Source organism: Acinetobacter sp. CAU_H_S139_7, assembly GCF_058599305.1.
Genome location: NZ_CM178651.1, coordinates 1,899,527 through 1,917,145 on the forward strand (window position 1 = coordinate 1,899,527; position 17,619 = coordinate 1,917,145).

At 41.4% G+C, this 17,619-nt stretch carries 11 protein-coding genes and 1 pseudogene; 6 read left to right on the forward strand and 6 right to left on the reverse strand.

Annotated features, from left to right (window positions below; all coding sequences use genetic code 11):
* The first annotated feature begins 28 nt into the window (after nucleotides 1-28).
* Both hscA and fdx read left to right on the forward strand, forming a co-directional pair.
* Nucleotides 29-1,888 (forward strand): Fe-S protein assembly chaperone HscA, encoded by a 1,860-nt coding sequence (hscA, locus tag AC4MC0_RS09320; RefSeq protein ID WP_490737894.1) that lies wholly within the window; start codon nucleotides 29-31, stop codon nucleotides 1,886-1,888.
* 16 nt (nucleotides 1,889-1,904) lie between these two features.
* Nucleotides 1,905-2,243, forward strand: coding sequence for an ISC system 2Fe-2S type ferredoxin (gene fdx, locus AC4MC0_RS09325; RefSeq protein WP_086209211.1), 339 nt, complete (start codon nucleotides 1,905-1,907; stop codon nucleotides 2,241-2,243).
* 76 nt (nucleotides 2,244-2,319) lie between these two features.
* Here fdx and AC4MC0_RS09330 read toward each other — a convergent pair whose 3' ends face one another.
* The 5 genes and pseudogenes from AC4MC0_RS09330 to aspA all read right to left on the reverse strand — a co-directional run.
* Nucleotides 2,320-3,783: an adenylate/guanylate cyclase domain-containing protein gene (locus AC4MC0_RS09330; RefSeq protein WP_234304991.1), complete on the reverse strand. Its 1,464-nt coding sequence runs from the start codon at nucleotides 3,781-3,783 to the stop codon at nucleotides 2,320-2,322.
* Nucleotides 3,784-3,841: 58 nt separating this feature from the next.
* Complete coding sequence (locus tag AC4MC0_RS09335) at nucleotides 3,842-4,276, reverse strand: HIT domain-containing protein (RefSeq protein ID WP_004696995.1); 435 nt, start codon at nucleotides 4,274-4,276, stop codon at nucleotides 3,842-3,844.
* Between the two features lie 231 nt (nucleotides 4,277-4,507).
* Nucleotides 4,508-7,966 (reverse strand): transcription-repair coupling factor, encoded by a 3,459-nt coding sequence (gene mfd, locus AC4MC0_RS09340; RefSeq protein ID WP_490738452.1) that lies wholly within the window; start codon nucleotides 7,964-7,966, stop codon nucleotides 4,508-4,510.
* A 140-nt stretch (nucleotides 7,967-8,106) separates the two neighbouring features.
* Nucleotides 8,107-8,472, reverse strand: a complete 366-nt coding sequence (locus tag AC4MC0_RS09345) for a hypothetical protein (protein WP_078426553.1) — start codon at nucleotides 8,470-8,472, stop codon at nucleotides 8,107-8,109.
* A gap of 212 nt (nucleotides 8,473-8,684) precedes the next feature.
* Nucleotides 8,685-8,889, reverse strand: a pseudogene (gene aspA, locus AC4MC0_RS09350) (aspartate ammonia-lyase); the annotation flags it as partial.
* An 816-nt stretch (nucleotides 8,890-9,705) separates the two neighbouring features.
* On the opposite strand from aspA, the gene putP reads away from it, so the two are divergent.
* Nucleotides 9,706-11,229: a sodium/proline symporter PutP gene (gene putP, locus AC4MC0_RS09355; RefSeq protein ID WP_490737895.1), complete on the forward strand. Its 1,524-nt coding sequence runs from the start codon at nucleotides 9,706-9,708 to the stop codon at nucleotides 11,227-11,229.
* Between the two features lie 62 nt (nucleotides 11,230-11,291).
* On the opposite strand, the gene AC4MC0_RS09360 is transcribed toward putP, so the two are convergent.
* Nucleotides 11,292-11,786, reverse strand: a complete 495-nt coding sequence (locus AC4MC0_RS09360; RefSeq protein ID WP_004696989.1) for an Lrp/AsnC ligand binding domain-containing protein — start codon at nucleotides 11,784-11,786, stop codon at nucleotides 11,292-11,294.
* 117 nt (nucleotides 11,787-11,903) lie between these two features.
* Between AC4MC0_RS09360 and putA the strand changes: the two genes are divergently transcribed.
* The 3 genes from putA (at nucleotide 11,904) to AC4MC0_RS09375 (ending at nucleotide 17,476) form a co-directional block, all read left to right on the forward strand.
* The gene (gene putA, locus AC4MC0_RS09365; RefSeq protein WP_490737896.1) at nucleotides 11,904-15,659 is read left to right on the forward strand and encodes a trifunctional transcriptional regulator/proline dehydrogenase/L-glutamate gamma-semialdehyde dehydrogenase; all 3,756 of its coding nucleotides are present in this window, start codon (nucleotides 11,904-11,906) and stop codon (nucleotides 15,657-15,659) included.
* 267 nt (nucleotides 15,660-15,926) lie between these two features.
* The gene (gene trmA, locus AC4MC0_RS09370; RefSeq protein ID WP_078426556.1) at nucleotides 15,927-17,009 is read left to right on the forward strand and encodes a tRNA (uridine(54)-C5)-methyltransferase TrmA; all 1,083 of its coding nucleotides are present in this window, start codon (nucleotides 15,927-15,929) and stop codon (nucleotides 17,007-17,009) included.
* Between the two features lie 242 nt (nucleotides 17,010-17,251).
* Nucleotides 17,252-17,476 (forward strand): hypothetical protein, encoded by a 225-nt coding sequence (locus AC4MC0_RS09375; protein WP_004984703.1) that lies wholly within the window; start codon nucleotides 17,252-17,254, stop codon nucleotides 17,474-17,476.
* Nucleotides 17,477-17,619: the final 143 nt, after the last annotated feature.

Below are 17,619 nucleotides of genomic sequence, written 5' to 3' on the forward strand. Positions count from 1 at the left end.
AATTTTTGACGCTCAAAGGATGTAACACATGGCTCTCTTGCAAATTGCAGAACCTGGACAATCAAGTGCGCCACATGAACACCGTATTGCCATTGGTATCGACTTAGGTACAACTCACTCTCTAGTTGCAACTGTACTTTCAGGCAAAGCAAAAGTTTTGCATGATGAACAAGGTCGTGTCTTACTCCCATCGATCGCGCATTATGGTGTAAGCCAAACCCAATATGGCGACGAAGCAAAACCATTTTTGACTGCTGATCCTAAAAACACCATCGTTTCAGTCAAACGCTTTATGGGACGCTCTAAAACTGACATTAAGTTTCAACACCCCTACACTTTAGTGGGGGAAGATAATCAAATGCCAGCTTTTGAAACCGCTCAGGGTCGCAAAACCCCTGTCGAAGTGTCCGCTGAAATTTTAAAGCAACTGAAAGATCGTGCTGAAGCGAGCTTAAAAAATGAAGTCAATGGTGCAGTGATTACCGTTCCTGCATACTTCGATGAAGCTCAGCGTCAAGCGACACGTGATGCTGCACAACTTGCGGGTTTAAACGTATTACGTCTTTTAAATGAGCCTACTGCTGCTGCAGTTGCCTATGGTCTCGACCAAGAAACCAATCTTGCGCATGATCACAACTATGTGATTTATGACTTGGGTGGCGGTACCTTTGACGTTTCAATTTTACGCTTTTCACAAGGCGTGTTTGAAGTGTTAGCAACGGGTGGCCATACCGCATTAGGTGGTGATGATCTTGACCGTTTAATCGTAAAATGGGCGAAAAAAGAACTCAATATCGACCAATTCGATGACACTGAATATGCACACGTTTTAGTTGCTGCACGTAAAGCCAAAGAAGCTTTAACCGATGCAGAAAGCGCTCATTTACAAGTCCTAGAGCACAGTTTGACTCTTGATCGCACGACATTTGAAAGCATTATCAAAGTTGCTTTAGATAAAACAATTAGTGTCTGCAAACGCGTCCTCCGTGATGCGAAGCTTGAACTCAGTGACATTCAGAATGTGGTTTTGGTCGGTGGCTCAACTCGCTCTTATGCTGTACAAAACGCTGTACGTGATGTATTTGCTCAAGAGCCATTGTGTACCATCAACCCAGACGAAGTTGTTGCTATTGGTGCATCGATTACAGCCAATCAGCTGATTGGAAACACAGCTGATGGCGCATTACTGCTTGATGTAACTCCGCTTTCTCTCGGTCTAGAAACCATGGGCGGCTTGGTTGAGCGTCTTATTTCACGTAATACCGCAATTCCAGTCGCACGTCGCCAAGAGTTCACCACCTACCAAGATGGCCAAACAGCGATGTTGATTCATGTGGTTCAAGGTGAGCGCGATTTGGTTGAGCATTGCCGTAGCTTAGGTCGTTTTGTCCTTCGCGGTATTCCACCAATGACTGCGGGCCAAGCTCGTATTGAAGTGACCTTCCAAGTGGATGCCGATGGCCTACTGACGGTTTCAGCTAAAGAAACAACCTCTGGCGTACATGCACAAATTGACATCAAACCATCATATGGTTTGGCTGATAGCGACATGGAACGCTTACTGCTCGATGGTTACAAGTTTGCTGAAGAAGATAAAAATCTTCGTCACTTACAAGAAACCAAAGTTGAAGCAAAACGCGAACTCGAAGCTTTAGAGCAAGCCCTAAAAGCAGATGCTCACCTGCTCACGAATGAACAACAAGTTGCATTAAATGCGGCCAAAACTTCATTAGAAGCAACACTTGAAACAACAGAAATCAAAGCAATTGAATCTGCTGTTGAACAGCTTAAAATACACAGTGATGCTTTTGCAGCAGCACGTATGAATCAGCATATCGATGCAGCGCTGAAAGGCACAAAACTCGACGACTGGTCAAACTCAAACTAATTTATAGGTAAAGACTATGCCACGTATTAAAGTTCTCCCACATGCGCAAATCTGCCCAGAAGGTGCTGAGTTTGAAGTTGAACAGAATGCGAATCTATGTGAAAGCTTACTGAAAAATGGAATCAAGATTGAACATGCGTGCGATATGTCCGCTGCATGTACAACCTGCCACGTTGTGGTACGTAAAGGCTTCGACAGCTTAGAAGAAATGAATGATATTGAAGCCGACCTTCTAGATCGTGCTTGGGGCTTAGAACCTGACTCTCGCTTGTCTTGCCAAGTGAAATTAGTGGATGAAGACTTGGAAGTTGAAATTCCCAAATACACGATTAACCACGCGTCTGAAAATCACTAATTTTCAAAGTGTAAAAAAGCCACTCATTGTAGTGGCTTTTTTTACGCCTCTCATTTTTATATCTCATACCATTAAATTAATGATACTCATTTTTCTGAACAGGCTCTATTACTTCATCTTCAAGATTGAGTTTGACGATACCTTGCGAGTTGGTCATCTTCTGTTGGGTTTGAATGCGTTGAATCATTTTTTCTAAGACTTGAATTAGCTGCGGATATTCAAAATTCTGTACTTCATCTAAGTTCAGCAGTAAATGAAATCCTTTATATTCATAATCAAACCAGCGTTGATAATCTGATTTTTGCGAAGTATATTTTTCAACGACTTGCCACGTCTTTACAGCACCTTTAATTCCCTTAAGGAAAATTGGCGCTTTCGGTGCACAAAGATAATCATTTTTTACTAAATTATGTGTATCGTCCGAAATTAAGATTTCATCCACTTGTGCTGCACTTTGTAAACGTGCAGCAAGGTTTGCATCACGACCAACAATGGTATAAGCCATACGGTGCGATGCACCATAGTTCCCTACGTGGCAATACCCTGTAGAAATCCCCATACGAATATGCAATGGCGGATACCCCATTTTCACCCAACGCTCGCGCAGAATTTTCATTTGCTGACGCATCGCCATAGCCATTTCCAAACAGTTTTGAGCATCACGCTCTACACCTTCAGAATTAGGGTCACCAAAGAACACTAAAATTGCATCCCCCATGAATTTATCCACAGTACCTTCATATTGCTTCGCAATCTCGGTCATGTGTTTTAAATAATCATTGAGTAGGAATGCTAAATCATCCGGAATTAAGCTTTCAGAAAGCTCTGTAAAGCCCTGAATATCTGAAAAGAAAACTGTCAGTTTCTTACGCTTGTATTCAATTTTCGCTTCAGACTCACCCTTCATAATCGATTGCCACAACTGAACTGGTGCATAGCGACTCAGTTGATTGGCAAACTCCATATAACGGTTCATCTGATCAAAATAGTGATTTTTGCGGCGGTATATGTCTTGCATTTGGTTGCGCTGATAATAGCTACCCACGCCAAAATAAGTGGTGAGGCACAAAAAGCCCAATACGATCAGTTCGGTACTAGTAGCCTCGAAATACTCACCAAAACCAAAGACAAAGATAATAGAGATATAAAAGACAACCACCCCAATCAGGCTGGCCAAAGACACCATCAAAAAAGAAATTTTATTGCTAATAGCCGTATAAAGCATAGCAAAAATGGTTAAAAATGTGAGTACGATACTGAGATGTACAGCGGCTAAAATGATCGCTGTAATGACAATATCTATAACAAACATCACACCGCGTTGCATCGTATTATTGAAGCGATAACCTAACCACCTAGAAAATGGCGGTGTGATCAATAACACAATGAGCAACAGCAGCGGCACGTAAATCTGATATTTGGTATCTGCCATCGTATAATGATAGACGATGGTTATTAAAGACAGCATGCCATATCCCATCGCACGATGGAAATACACAAATTGTTTAGGCTCTTTAGATAACCAATGATCTAATGGCACTGCTCGTTCCCCATTATGCACACGATCAAATCATCCCTGATTTGATTTCTCACGTGTATTAGTCCATACGCCAATCGAATGGCATATCACCTTGGCCACGTAGTGCAAGCATTAAAGTTTGACGCATATGCGCAAGCACTTCATTGCTATAAGGAACAGCGGGAGTACCCCAAACTGGTTTTGGCCATGCGACATCGTTTTGATAACGTACAACATGGTGAAAATGGAGCTGCGGAACCATATTACCTAAAGCAGCAACATTCATTTTGTCAGCACGGAATACACGAGCCAATTGGCTTGATAACCAGCTTGACTCACGTAAAAACTGTTCTTGGTCGGCTTGACTGAGCTCATATAACTCAGTGATGCCTGGCACGCGTGGAATTAAAATTAGCCACGGGAATTGCATATCATTCATTAAGCGACATGTTGAAAGTGGAAAGTCGCCTACAAAAAACGTATCTTGAGCAAGTTGTGGATGCAAACTAAACATATCTTTATAAATGATGCAAATTAGAATAATGGCTAATACTATCACATCCAATCAGAGGTGAATATTGTAAGCAATGTGTTTCAACACAAATAAACTACGTTTTACTTTGAACCACATCACATTTATTACTTTAATAAATTTCATCAAAAAATCAAGTCTTTCTTTTTATAGCGCAAGTGCGCAAGAAAGACCAGATATCTGTATGAAATCACAGCAAATTAAAACTAAATTTTAATGCAACTCTTTCAACAAACTTTCCAATAAGTCATTGATAAATTGAATCCGTTTTTCATATTCCTCTAGTATGACCATGACCTTTAAGCGCTGACCACCTTCCATCCTAAAAAAGGTCGGGTGTTTTTGCATCATCTGAATAATACTAATTGCCTGAACAGGAGTATCTGGTGAAAATTCAATCGTACCACCATTGGCAGCGATATCGATTTTGGTAATACCCAATATTTCTGCTTTCAAACGCATCTGATGCACAGCAAAAAGCTGTTTCACAGGTTGTGGTGGTATCCCAAAACGGTCAATCAACTCCATACGAATGTTATCAAGTTTTTCCTGACTGTCCGTATTACTAATGCGCTTATAAAACAATAAACGCTGATGGACATCTCCCAGATATTCATCTGGAATCAAAGCCGGCATATGTAAATTGATTTCTGCGGTCAGTGAGAGTGGCGCATCGAAGTTCGGGGTTTTGCCTTTTTGAATGGCTTTGGTCGCCTTTTCAAGCATCTCCATATACAAACTATAGCCAATGGCTTGCATGGATCCACTTTGTTGCTCGCCGAGTAGCTCACCCGCTCCGCGAATTTCCAAGTCCTCCGTAGCTAACATAAAGCCCGCACCTAATGTCGATGCCCGCTGAATCGCATCCAGACGTTTTTCAGCATCGCCTTTCAACCCTTTGATGGATGGCACCAACAGATAGGCATAGGCTTGGTGATGCGAGCGCCCTACACGCCCACGCAGTTGATGCAACTGCGCTAAACCCAGCTTATCTGCCCGTTCAATTAGAATGGTATTGGCATTCGGAACGTCAATCCCTGTTTCAATAATGGTTGAGCAGACCAGCACGTTATATTCTTTATGGTAGAACTGTTGCATCACTTGTTCTAACTCGCGTTCACGCATTTGACCATGTGCAACAGCTACACGTGCCTCAGGGACCAGCTCTCGAAGACTCTCCGCTGCACGCTCAATGGTTTCTACTTCATTATGCAGGAAATAAACTTGTCCACCACGCAGTAACTCACGCAATATGGCTTCTTTAACTGAATCACCCGTATGTTCTTGCACAAAAGTTTTTACCGCTAAACGTCGTGCAGGTGGTGTGGCAATAATGGATAGATCGCGCATACCACTAAAGGCCATGTTTAAAGTTCGTGGAATTGGAGTTGCGGTCAGAGTCAACATGTCCACATCTGCACGCATCGCTTTAATCCGCTCTTTATCGCGTACACCAAAGCGGTGCTCCTCATCCACAATCATCAAGCCTAAGTTTTTAAACTGGACACTTTCTTGTAGAATTTTATGCGTACCAATCACGATGTCGACTTTACCCTCAGCTAACTCTTCAATCGTTTTGGTATGTGATTTACTGCTGCCAAAACGTGATAAAACTTCGATACGAATAGGCCAGTCTGCAAAACGGTCTTTAAACGACTCATAATGCTGTTGGGCCAGCAACGTCGTCGGCACCAAAACGGCCACTTGTTTATTATTCTGTACCGCTAAAAATGCTGCGCGCATCGCAACTTCGGTTTTACCAAAGCCCACATCGCCACAGACCAAGCGATCCATCGGTTTAGCCAATTGCATATCATACAAAGTCGCTTCAATGGCATTGGCTTGATCGAGTGTTTCTTCATAGGCAAAGCCACTGGCAAACTGCATATATTGACCTTGATCCAACTCAAAACCAAAACCTGGTTTGGCTTGACGACGGGCTTGGATATGCAATAACTCCGCTGCTACATCATGGATTTGCTCTAATGCTTTACGTTTTGCTTTACTCCAAGCATCAGTACCCAACTTATGCAAGGGTGCCAAGTCTGGGTCACCGCCACTATAACGGCTAATCAAATGTAAATTGGTGACAGGAACATAGACTTTGGCCGCATCGGCATAATCGAGCTGCAAGAACTCATAGTCTTGATCATCAATACTTAAAGTGACTAAGCCCGCATAACGTCCCACACCATAGTCGATATGCACCACCGGCGCACCCATACTCAGTTCAGTCAAACTTCGAATGAGAAACTCTTCCGAAACCTCTTGCTGGCGTTTACGACGACGTTGTACAACCCGATGCTCATACAACTGATTTTCAGAAATGATGCTAATGCTGTCTTTTAATACCAAGCCACGCTCTAATGGTGCACTGGTAATTGCAATGGCATGCAAGGATTTTTGAAATTCAGCAAAATTCTCAACATTAGGAATCTCTCCCAATGTGGCACGCAATGCATCTTTTAAAGTTTCACGACGCCCCGCGCTTTCAGCAACCAGTAATACCGGATGGTTAGCAGCATCAATATACTGTTTAACCGCATGAAAAGGCTTTTCATTTTTAGGATCGACCGCTAAACGTGGTGGAAGTTCAGTGTTTAAATTGGTCACACCCGCTTTTAGATCAAAAGCCTCGACTGAAGCAATAATGCGGGGAAAGGTATTGAGCTGTTCTAAAACTTGATTGGTCGAAATAAAAAGATGGTTAGGGGCTAAAATTGGCTGATCAACATTATGGCGACGGTCTTCATAACGTCGATCGATTTCTTTCCAAAAACTATCTAAACCATCATCAACTTGTTTATCTGTAATGACAATGGAGTGACTTGGTAAATACGAAAGCAGTGTACTTTGGGTTTCCATCTGCGCTGCACTGAAAAAGAGCGGGAAATAGAACTCAATTCCTGGTGATGCAATCCCTTCTAACACATCCTGATAAATTGGATTTTTCTTTGGATTTGCCGTCGGAAACATTTCTGCATAGCGATCACGAAATATGCTGCGTGCCTCTTTCAGCGGAAACTCTTTAGCTGGTAATACGGAAAACTGTTTTAAGTTTTGCGTAGTGCGCTGTGTTTCAGGATCAAAAAATTTGAGGGTTTCAATTTCATCATCAAACAAATCTATGCGAATTGGTGCAGCTTGACCTGAGGCATATATATCCATAATGCTACCCCGAACCGCAAATTCACCATGGTCATATACTGTGTCGACCAAATGATAGCCTGCTTGAATCAAACGCTTCTTTTGCTGTTCCAATTCAAACTTTTGACCAACGTGAATATCAAAGTGTTCTCCCAACACCCACGAAGTCGGCGCTACACGCTGCGCCAAGGTCGAAGCAGAAATCAGTAAGACGCCTGTTTGCGGCATATTGGATAAAATTGCGAGACGCTCAGACACAATATCCTGATGAGGAGATAAACGATCATAAGGCAGAATTTCCCAGTCTGGGAAAATGGTCGGTCGAATACCGTAAAATTCAAATTCACTTTCGAGTTGTGCTAAGTGTTGATTATTTTTTGCCACAACCACAAAGAGCTTTTTATTTTGTGAACTTAACGTATGAATGAATAATGCAGCTGAAGAGCCGAGCAAATTTCCCAGCCAACGTTTTTCGCCTGCTTTTAGTTGTTGCACATTCAGTTGGGAGATTTCTTCTTGGAACATGGACATGGCTTTAGCGTTTAAAAACATGCGTCATATACTAGCATGATGTCCTCTCGCTGCATGTTATTTTTCACGACAAGAACAACATCAATCTAGCGCTAAGTCCTTTTTACAACTCAAATTTATGGCTTTCAAAAGACTTATTTTTTGTCACGTATAAACTGGTAGTAATAGTCATTAAGTAGCTTAATCATTTGCTTTAGCTCAGTTAAGTTTTCTAGATTATTACCTAAACGTGCGACAAATCGTTCATTGGCAATTTCTAAGTCGATTTTCTCATTGATTAGCATAGCACTATAAAAAAGTGCATTAAGATCATCAAACTCACTAATTCTACGATTTGAAAAATAGACCAAACGTTCAGCATGTATGGCATTTAGCACAATACCTTCAATGATAAAGCCTTTTTCATCATCATATTCAATCTGATGCTGCTGCAAAAAAAGTTGTTCTGGCGCATCTTTCTTTAATTTAAATAATTGGCTTAATTTACTCAGCATAGACATCTAATCATGGTTTTTCACTCAAGCTTATTGTAGTTCTAACTGCTACCTTTTGTTAGTTTGTATCGGCTAAAAAGTATAAAAGCAGCGCATTGACTACTTTTATACCTATATATAGTTATAAATGTTCTAGCTAAATTATGCTAAAGATACAACCTTAGGCGTCACCTCAGCAGCCAAGTTTCAAATGAGAAAATGTGATCTAAGGGTTATTAAGTCAACAACCCTTTATCCAATACCACTTGCTGAATTGTTTTGTTTTTCCGCAATGCATTGTTTACCCATTTCATCACATTTCGCATGACCTAAAATTGGATCAAACAAAGTCACCATACCAGCACTACGCATGACTGCATCAAAGCAAACGTTTTGATTAGCTTGAATACATTTGGTATTTAAGGCTGCAATACCATTAATAAGTGACTAAAACGCAGCGCCGTTGGATAGACATCATTGGTCGATTGAGATTGATTGACAAGGTCATTTGGTTGAATAACCTCGTATTTACCTTAAGAAAGGAATACATGCTTTAATGCAAGATTGGCCAGCACTTCGTTGCTATCCATTTAATTGAAGTGCCCACTCCACCTTTATAGGCATCTATGGTTAGATGCAAGGGAAAAGCGTGTAACCAACTTTCAGATGGTTGGCTCAATTGATCACATACCACCGCAATGGTCTGCACAATTTCAGGAGAGATTTTGCCAAATGTGCAGTTAATTTATACCGACTCTATTTTCACTTGTGCCAAAGCAAGCAGAAAATGCCATTGAATTCCTATTTTCTAATTAGAAATTTGAAAGTTTTCCAATGCTCTCAAAGCAAAAACGCCCTAACAGAATTAGGTTAATGGTGAAATATTCGTCTTTTTCACCTATTTCATGACTGTAAATACATTTCATAAATGAAACATTTTATATGGAAATGTGCCTACTCTGCAGGTAATGTAATTTTTCGTAAGCAATAAAAAATCATAAATTATAACTAGCTTGCTGATTTTACGAAATAAAAGCTTAGAATCTCATTTACCCTATAGAAAAGAATAATAATTGACCAATAAATAACATATTTTCAACAACTTATTGTTTAATTTTAAAAAACAATTAATAATTACACAAAATATACAAAAACACATCACAACTGTTACAGAGTGTAATTTTATTTTTATGCTTGAATCGCCGTCTCAAACAAAGCGATTAAAAAATCTCCCAAGTCGGATTTTGCCAAGGAATGCCTATGAGTCAAATTAACCCCACCCTCGTCACATTTTTAGTTTATATCATTGCCATGGTTGGCATCGGTTTGTATGCATACAAGTCCACAAACAACTTTGATGATTACATCTTAGGTGGTCGTAGCTTAGGAAGTGTAGTTACTGCGCTTTCTGCAGGTGCATCAGACATGAGTGGCTGGTTACTGATGGGCTTACCGGGTGCAATTTATTTGTCTGGTTTGTCTGAAGCGTGGATTGCCGTAGGCCTAATCATTGGTGCATGGCTCAACTGGCTATTGGTTGCAGGACGTTTACGTGTGCATACTGAAGTCCAAAACAATGCCCTCACCCTACCTGATTATTTCACAGGTCGTTTCGCAGATCACAAACGTATCTTACGTATGATCTCAGCTGTCGTTATTTTAGTATTCTTCGCGATTTACTGTGCTTCAGGCATGGTCGCAGGCGCGCGCCTATTTGAAAGTATCTTTGGTTGGAACTACACCACTGCACTGTGGATTAGCGCAATTGCAACCATCAGTTATGTGTGTATCGGCGGCTTCCTTGCAATTAGCTGGACAGACACCTTCCAAGCAGGTCTAATGATTTTTGCTCTGCTACTTACCCCAATCATGACTTACCTTGCGATTGATGGTAATGCTGCACAGTTCACAGTCTTACTTGAAACGGCTCGCCCACAAGCGATGCATATTGTTTCTGAACTCAGCACTGTTGCCATCCTGTCATCATTGGCATGGGGCTTAGGCTATTTTGGTCAGCCACACATTTTAGTGCGCTTCATGGCTGCGGATTCTGTGAAAACGATTCCTGCTGCGCGTCGCATTGGTATGACATGGATGATTTTATGTCTAGGTGGTGCGGTAGGTGCTGGTTTTATTGCCATCGCGTACTTCCAACAACACCCAGAACTGGCGGCTGTGGTTTCTCAAAACCCTGAAACTGTGTTCATGGAACTGACTAAACTCTTATTCAACCCTTGGATTGCGGGTATCATTTTAGCTGCAATTTTAGCTGCGGTGATGAGTACATTAAGCTGTCAGTTACTGGTTTGTTCTACAACATTGACAGAAGACATGTACAAAGCCTTCATCCATAAAACCGCTTCTCAAAAAGAATTGGTTTGGGTGGGTCGCTTCATGGTTATTGCTGTTGCTGTTCTTGCAATTTGTTTAGCAAGCAACCCTGACAGTAAAGTTCTAGGCCTTGTCGCTTATGCATGGGCAGGTTTTGGTGCGGCATTTGGTCCACTGATTATCTTGTCTTTGTTCTGGAAGCGCATGACCTTGAATGGTGCTATTGCAGGTATTATTGTTGGTGCAGTAACCGTGATTGTGTGGAAAAATGCATTAGGACACTTAGGTCTATATGAAATTATTCCAGGTTTCATCTTCTCTTGGATCAGCATTGTAGTGGTAAGCTTAATGGGTAAAGCCCCTGAAGCTGAAGTAGTACAACGCTTTGAACAAGCAGACAGTATGTACAAACAAGCGATGGCTGAAATGAAAGAAGAATCTACACAACGTTAATCGAACGTGTAGACCAAAAAAAGGGGCTTTTAAGCCCCTTTTTTTGCATCTCATGCACTCAATTATTTCGACAACGGTTTGTACTTAAGTTGAATACGTGAGCTTTCTTTGATGACTTCCATCACTGGATAACTGCGCGTTTCTTTAACACCCGGCAGTTGCCACAAGACTTGACCTGAGATTTTTCGGAACTCATCCATACTGGCACAGCGAATCTTCACCACAAAATCAAAGCCCCCACTGGTCATATGACATTCCACAATTTCATCATGCTGTAGCACGGCATGGCGAAAATCTTCCAAGACATGTGGCGTGGTTTTATCCAAAAGGATCTCCACAAAAACCACAAAACTGGCATTAAGCATGTTTGGATTTAAGCGTGCTTCATAACTCAGAATAAAACCCTCCTTGGTTAATTTCTGTACTCGAGCCAAAGCAGCCGTCGCTGATAAGTTCACCTCTTCGGCAAGTTTAATATTCGATATTTTTCCATCTCTTTGAAGAATATCCAATATTTTGATATCTGTTCGGTCCAAGCTAAAAATTGGGCTCGTCATCTGAATTAATCTCTAAATAGCATACAAATTATAGTGAGTTATTCGGCATTCTTTCTGTAATCATAAATTAATTACTATAGATCTCTCAACACATTATTGTATGCACAGGATGTAGGCATGAATATGATGGAAAGCAATACGCATTTCAACGACGCTCAAACTCAATTTGAATATATTACCGAATTCAAAGAAAAAAGTGAGCTTGAAGTTGAAATCAATACCGCTTGGCGACGTGCCGAAACTGACTGTGTTCAAAACTTATTAGACCACAGCAAAATCTCTGACGAGATGAATCAACGCATTCATGAACTTGCTTTTGATTTGGCTCATACTTTACGTGAACGTAAAAGCGGCAGCGGTAAAGCAGGTATTGTACAGGGTCTCTTACAAGAATTTGCACTGTCTTCTCAAGAAGGCATCGCGCTGATGTGTTTAGCTGAAGCATTGCTTCGTATTCCAGACATGGCGACACGTGACCTATTGATTAAAGACAAAATCAACCAAGGCAACTGGAAAGAACACGTTGGTCAAAGTAACCTGATGTTTGTCAATGCGGCTGCATGGGGCCTCATGTTGACTGGCAAACTGATGGAAACGCCAAAGCAAAATAGCTTATCAGGCACTTTAACAGGCTTATTGGCACGTAGTGGTCGTGGCATCATCCGTAAAGCAGTTGATGTAGCTATGCGTATGATGGGCGAACAGTTTGTGACTGGCGAAACCATTGGTGAAGCATTACAACACGCTGAACGTCTTGAAGAAAAAGGCTTCCGTTATTCATACGACATGTTGGGTGAAGCAGCACTGACCGATCATGATGCTGATCGTTATATGAAAGACTATACCGATGCCATTCATGCCATTGGTCAAGCGTCAAAAGACAAAGATGTTTACGACGGTCCGGGTATTTCAATTAAATTATCTGCTCTACACCCTCGCTACCAACGTGCGCAAGTTGCACGTATGCATGAAGAGTTGTACGGTAAAGTCTTTACGCTTGCTAAATTAGCACGCGGCTATAACATCGGTTTAAATATTGATGCTGAAGAATCTGAGCGTTTAGAAATTTCTTTAGAAATGCTTGAACGTCTATGCTTTGAACCAGAACTCAAAGACTGGAAAGGCATTGGTTTCGTTATCCAAGCGTATCAAAAACGTTGTTTCTACGTGGTAGACTACATCGTAGACTTGGCTAAACGTAGCGAAAAGCGCTTAATGATCCGTTTAGTGAAAGGCGCGTACTGGGACAGCGAAATTAAGAAAGCACAAATTGAAGGGATGACTGACTACCCTGTATTTACCCGTAAAGTACATACAGACTTGTCGTATATCGCTTGTGCGAAGAAATTATTGGCTGCACCAGAACAAATCTACCCACAGTTTGCAACACACAATGCGCAAACCTTGGCAACTATTTATGAAATGGCTAACCCAGAGAAATACTATGTGGGTCAGTATGAGTTCCAATGCTTACACGGCATGGGCGAGCCACTGTATGAACAAGTAGTCGGCGAAAAACTAGATAAAAAACTAGGTGTACCTTGCCGTATTTATGCACCTGTGGGCAACCATGAAACACTATTGGCTTATCTTGTACGTCGTTTACTTGAAAATGGTGCAAACACCTCTTTTGTAAACCGTATTGCAGACAAGTCACTCGCAATTGATGATTTGATTGAAAACCCAACTCAAACCATTTTAAGCAGTGCAAAACGTGAAAATATCGTGGGTCAAAAGCACCTTTCGATTCCACTTCCTGCTGAACTTTATGGCCAACTGCGTGCAAATTCTAAAGGTTTAGACCTTGCAAATGACTCTGCATTAGCTCAGTTGAACCAAACAGCTCAACAGTTTGCTAAGCATCAATGGTCTGCTGCCCCAATGGGTGAACACATTCAGACCAATGACGCCGTTGCTCCGCAAAGCATCATCAACCCAGCACGTCACTCAGATGTTGTCGGTTATGTACAAGAAGCAACAACTGAACAAGTTGAGCAAGCATTAAACAATGCCCAGGCTGTTCAAGACATTTGGGCACGTACGGCTAAAGACACCCGTGCGAGTTACCTACTTCGCGCTGCTGACTTAATGGAAGCTCGCTTAGAAGAACTGATGGTTTTACTTTGCCGTGAAAGTGGTAAAACGTATGCCAATGCCATTGCAGAAGTTCGTGAAGCTGTAGATTTCTTACGCTACTATGCAACGCAAATGATTGATCTAGATGCAAACGCAGAAGTTGAGCCTTTAGGCACGATGCTATGCATTAGTCCATGGAACTTCCCATTGGCCATCTTCACAGGTCAAGTCGCTGCTGCATTGGTTGCAGGTAATACAGTGATTGCTAAACCAGCTGAACAAACGCCATTGATCGCAGCGCAAGCAATTCAGATCTTATGGCAAGCCGGTGTGCCTCAAGCGGCTGTACAGCTGATGCCGGGTCGCGGTGAAACTGTGGGTGCACAACTCAGTGCATCCGAGCAAGTTCAAGGCATCATGTTCACAGGTTCAACTGAAGTTGCTAAGATTTTGCAAAAAACTGTGGCGAAGCGTCTAAGCAAAAATGGTGAAAGCATTCCATTGATTGCTGAAACAGGCGGTCAAAATGCCATGATCGTTGACTCATCAGCATTGACTGAACAAGTTGTACTTGATGTCGTCAGTTCAGCTTATGACAGCGCAGGTCAACGTTGTTCTGCTCTTCGCGTACTGTGTGTACAAGAAGACAATGCCGATGCTGTGATTCAAATGCTTAAAGGCGCAATGCAGCAACTTCAAGTGGGCAACCCATATCTACTTAAAACAGATATTGGTCCAGTCATTGATGCTGAAGCGCAAGAAAACATTCAAAAGCACATCGACAAAATGCGCCAAAAAGGTCATCGCGTACACCAGTTGATGCGTAATGATGCTCAAGACACTGAGATAAATGCAGGCACGTTCATTACACCAACACTAATTGAGTTGCCAAATCTAAATGATTTAGAGCGCGAAGTGTTTGGTCCTGTGCTGCACGTGATTCGCTTTAACCAAGGTTCACTCAAACAGTTACTTGAGCACATCAACAGCAAAGGCTATGGCCTGACGATGGGTCTACATACCCGTATTGATGAGACCATTCAAACTGTAATGACCCATGCTGAAGTAGGTAACCTCTACATCAACCGCAACATTGTGGGTGCAGTTGTCGGTGTACAACCTTTTGGTGGTGAAGGTTTATCAGGCACTGGCCCTAAAGCGGGTGGTCCAATTTATCTATATCGCCTAATGCAAAACTGTTCTGCGAAAAAGTTGAATAAACCTTTTGCTACAGGTGCTGATTTAAACCCTCAGGTTGAGTTCAGCAACTCTGCATTGTTCCTTGAGTGGGCAGCTAAAACCTTCCCAGCAGTGAAATTGGCAAAAATTGAGAACTTCTGTTCAGGCCATCATTACGAGCTACAAGGTCCGACTGGTGAAAGCAACCAATACATGGTGATTCCGCGTCATGCAGTGTTGTCATTAGCAGAACAAGAAGCGGATCAACTACAACAGTTGAATGCGATTTTTGCAGTTGGTAGCCGTCCAGCAGTGCTTGCAGATAACAGCTTTGTGTTAAAACACATGCCAAGTATGCCTAAAGCATTGGCTCAAGCCTTCCATGTTATCAAAGACATCAAAACTGATGTTTTTGATGCGGTATTGCACCATGGTACAACGGCGCAGCTTTTAGCGTTGCAACAGCAGATTGCTGAGCGTCAAGGTGCGATTGTGGGTATTACTCATCTTAGCCCATCACAAACAGCCATTCCTTTAGAACGTTTTGTGATTGAGCGCGCTATTAGTGTTAACACTGCAGCTGCTGGTGGTAATGCAAGTCTCATGACTTTGAACTAAGCCCAATTTAAACCTGTAGTCCTCATCGGGACTGCAGGTTTATTACTATGTTTCCTCTATTGCCAAGTCAACATCTCCTGGTCTGTTTACTTGGCATTTTTTATGCGACTCGGTTTGACTTAATCTACTCAAAAATTTCCGATATAGCAAAGTATCAAACCATCTGTAGCATGAATAAACCCCACGCTTTTGCTGAATATCTTTAGGCTAATTCAGCAAACTTTGTTACCATCTCTTTTTTCTATATGTTTGCGATTTTTACTGCATATGACTTCTTCTTATCAACAACAACTTGACGCCAAAATTGAACGAATTACAGCTCAATTTGCTGAATTCACTCCACCTTCGCTTGAAGTTTTTCAATCTCCTGAAAAAAACTTTCGCATGCGTGCAGAATTCCGTATTTGGCATACCGAAGATGATATGTTTTATGCCATGTTTGAACGCGATGAAGACAATCAGAAAAAAGTCATTCGTATTGATGACTTCCCAATCGCTGATGCCAGTATTAATCAACTCATGCCTGTTTTATTGGCAGAATTAAAAAGCAATGATCTCCTCTCAAAACGCTTATTTGAAGTGCATTTCTTAGCGACCTTAAAAGGTCAAATGCTGGTTTCACTGATTTATCGCTGTCCACTCGATGAACAATGGCAGGTTTTAGCCAAACAACTTTCAGAAAAATTAAATATTAAGTTGATTGGCCGTAGCCGTGGTCAAAAAGTGGTACTCACCGATGAATTTGTGGTGGAAGAACTACAAGTTTTTGAGCGTAAATATCAGTACAAACAAATTGAAAGCAGCTTTACGCAGCCCAATGCGCAAGTCTGCCAAAAAATGCTCAAATGGGCCTGCAATGCTGCACAGCAATCAAATAAAGATTTGTTAGAACTTTACTGTGGCAATGGTAACTTCACCCTACCGCTTTCCACCCGTTTTAACCGTGTTTTAGCCACTGAGCTGGCTAAGTCTTCAGTGTATGCAGCACAGTGGAACATCGAACAAAACCACATCGATAATATTCAAGTCGCGCGTTTATCGGCAGAAGACTTCACACAAGCCTATAACGGCGAACGCGAATTCCGTCGCTTACAAGAAGCAAATATTGATATGAGCAGCTATGAGTTCGATACCGTGTTTGTTGACCCACCGCGTGCGGGTATTGATGATGAAACCTTGAAATTGATTCAGCGTTTTGAACGGATCATCTATATTTCGTGTAATCCTGACACCTTGCATGACAACTTAAAAACACTCAGCCAAACCCATAAAATTTCACAGTTTGCGCTGTTTGACCAATTCCCCTATACCCACCATGTTGAATCTGGGGTTTTGCTGGAAAAAATTTAAACAATTTGTTGCAACTTAAACCGTATAAAAAAGAAGCTCGAATGAGCTTCTTTTTTAATTTTCATGAAAAAAGATAAGCTTATATAAAATGCAAGTATTTCAACTGTCATAATAACGTTAATACCTTGCGCTATAATCGGAATTTTTCGACATCGATCGCTGCTTTTATCTCTCACGCTGACTTGCATTATTTTACAGATTGGTTATATTTCACCCTATGTTAGGTTGTAAATGAAGTCTATATGAGTTTTTGGCAAAAGCTGTTTTCGAATGAACAGCAAAACGAGCATAAAAATCAAATTGCTTGTGTTGAAAATGACTGCTCTTGTAAAACCAATGAACAGCTCATCGAAAAGCTTAAAACAGCGACCGATGAAGACGTGATTGTTGGGATTAAAAAAGTATTAGCTTCTCGTGGCTATGGCCGTAAGGAGTTAAATGAACTTCAGCATCGACCTCTACAGTAGTAGAGTCACTGAATATTCATCAAAAAGGCATTTAGATTGATCTAAGTGCCTTTTTTAATGTCTGTAAATCATTCGCCTTATAAAAAACCAAGATATATGAAGCACAGCACACTTTGCACGTTTAAATATTATACAAAGCCTGA

Bases quoted from the DNA above. Each gene is read 5' to 3' on its own strand.
- putA (WP_490737896.1), top strand. From the start codon at position 11,904: ATGAATATGATGGAAAGCAATACGCATTTCAACGACGCTCAAACTCAA.
- putP (WP_490737895.1), top strand. From the start codon at position 9,706: ATGAGTCAAATTAACCCCACCCTCGTCACATTTTTAGTTTATATCATT.
- AC4MC0_RS09360 (WP_004696989.1), bottom strand. From the start codon at position 11,786: ATGACGAGCCCAATTTTTAGCTTGGACCGAACAGATATCAAAATATTG.
- mfd (WP_490738452.1), bottom strand. From the start codon at position 7,966: ATGTTCCAAGAAGAAATCTCCCAACTGAATGTGCAACAACTAAAAGCA.
- AC4MC0_RS09345 (WP_078426553.1), bottom strand. From the start codon at position 8,472: ATGTCTATGCTGAGTAAATTAAGCCAATTATTTAAATTAAAGAAAGAT.
- AC4MC0_RS09375 (WP_004984703.1), top strand. From the start codon at position 17,252: ATGAGTTTTTGGCAAAAGCTGTTTTCGAATGAACAGCAAAACGAGCAT.
- hscA (WP_490737894.1), top strand. From the start codon at position 29: ATGGCTCTCTTGCAAATTGCAGAACCTGGACAATCAAGTGCGCCACAT.
- AC4MC0_RS09335 (WP_004696995.1), bottom strand. From the start codon at position 4,276: ATGTTTAGTTTGCATCCACAACTTGCTCAAGATACGTTTTTTGTAGGC.
- fdx (WP_086209211.1), top strand. From the start codon at position 1,905: ATGCCACGTATTAAAGTTCTCCCACATGCGCAAATCTGCCCAGAAGGT.
- trmA (WP_078426556.1), top strand. From the start codon at position 15,927: ATGACTTCTTCTTATCAACAACAACTTGACGCCAAAATTGAACGAATT.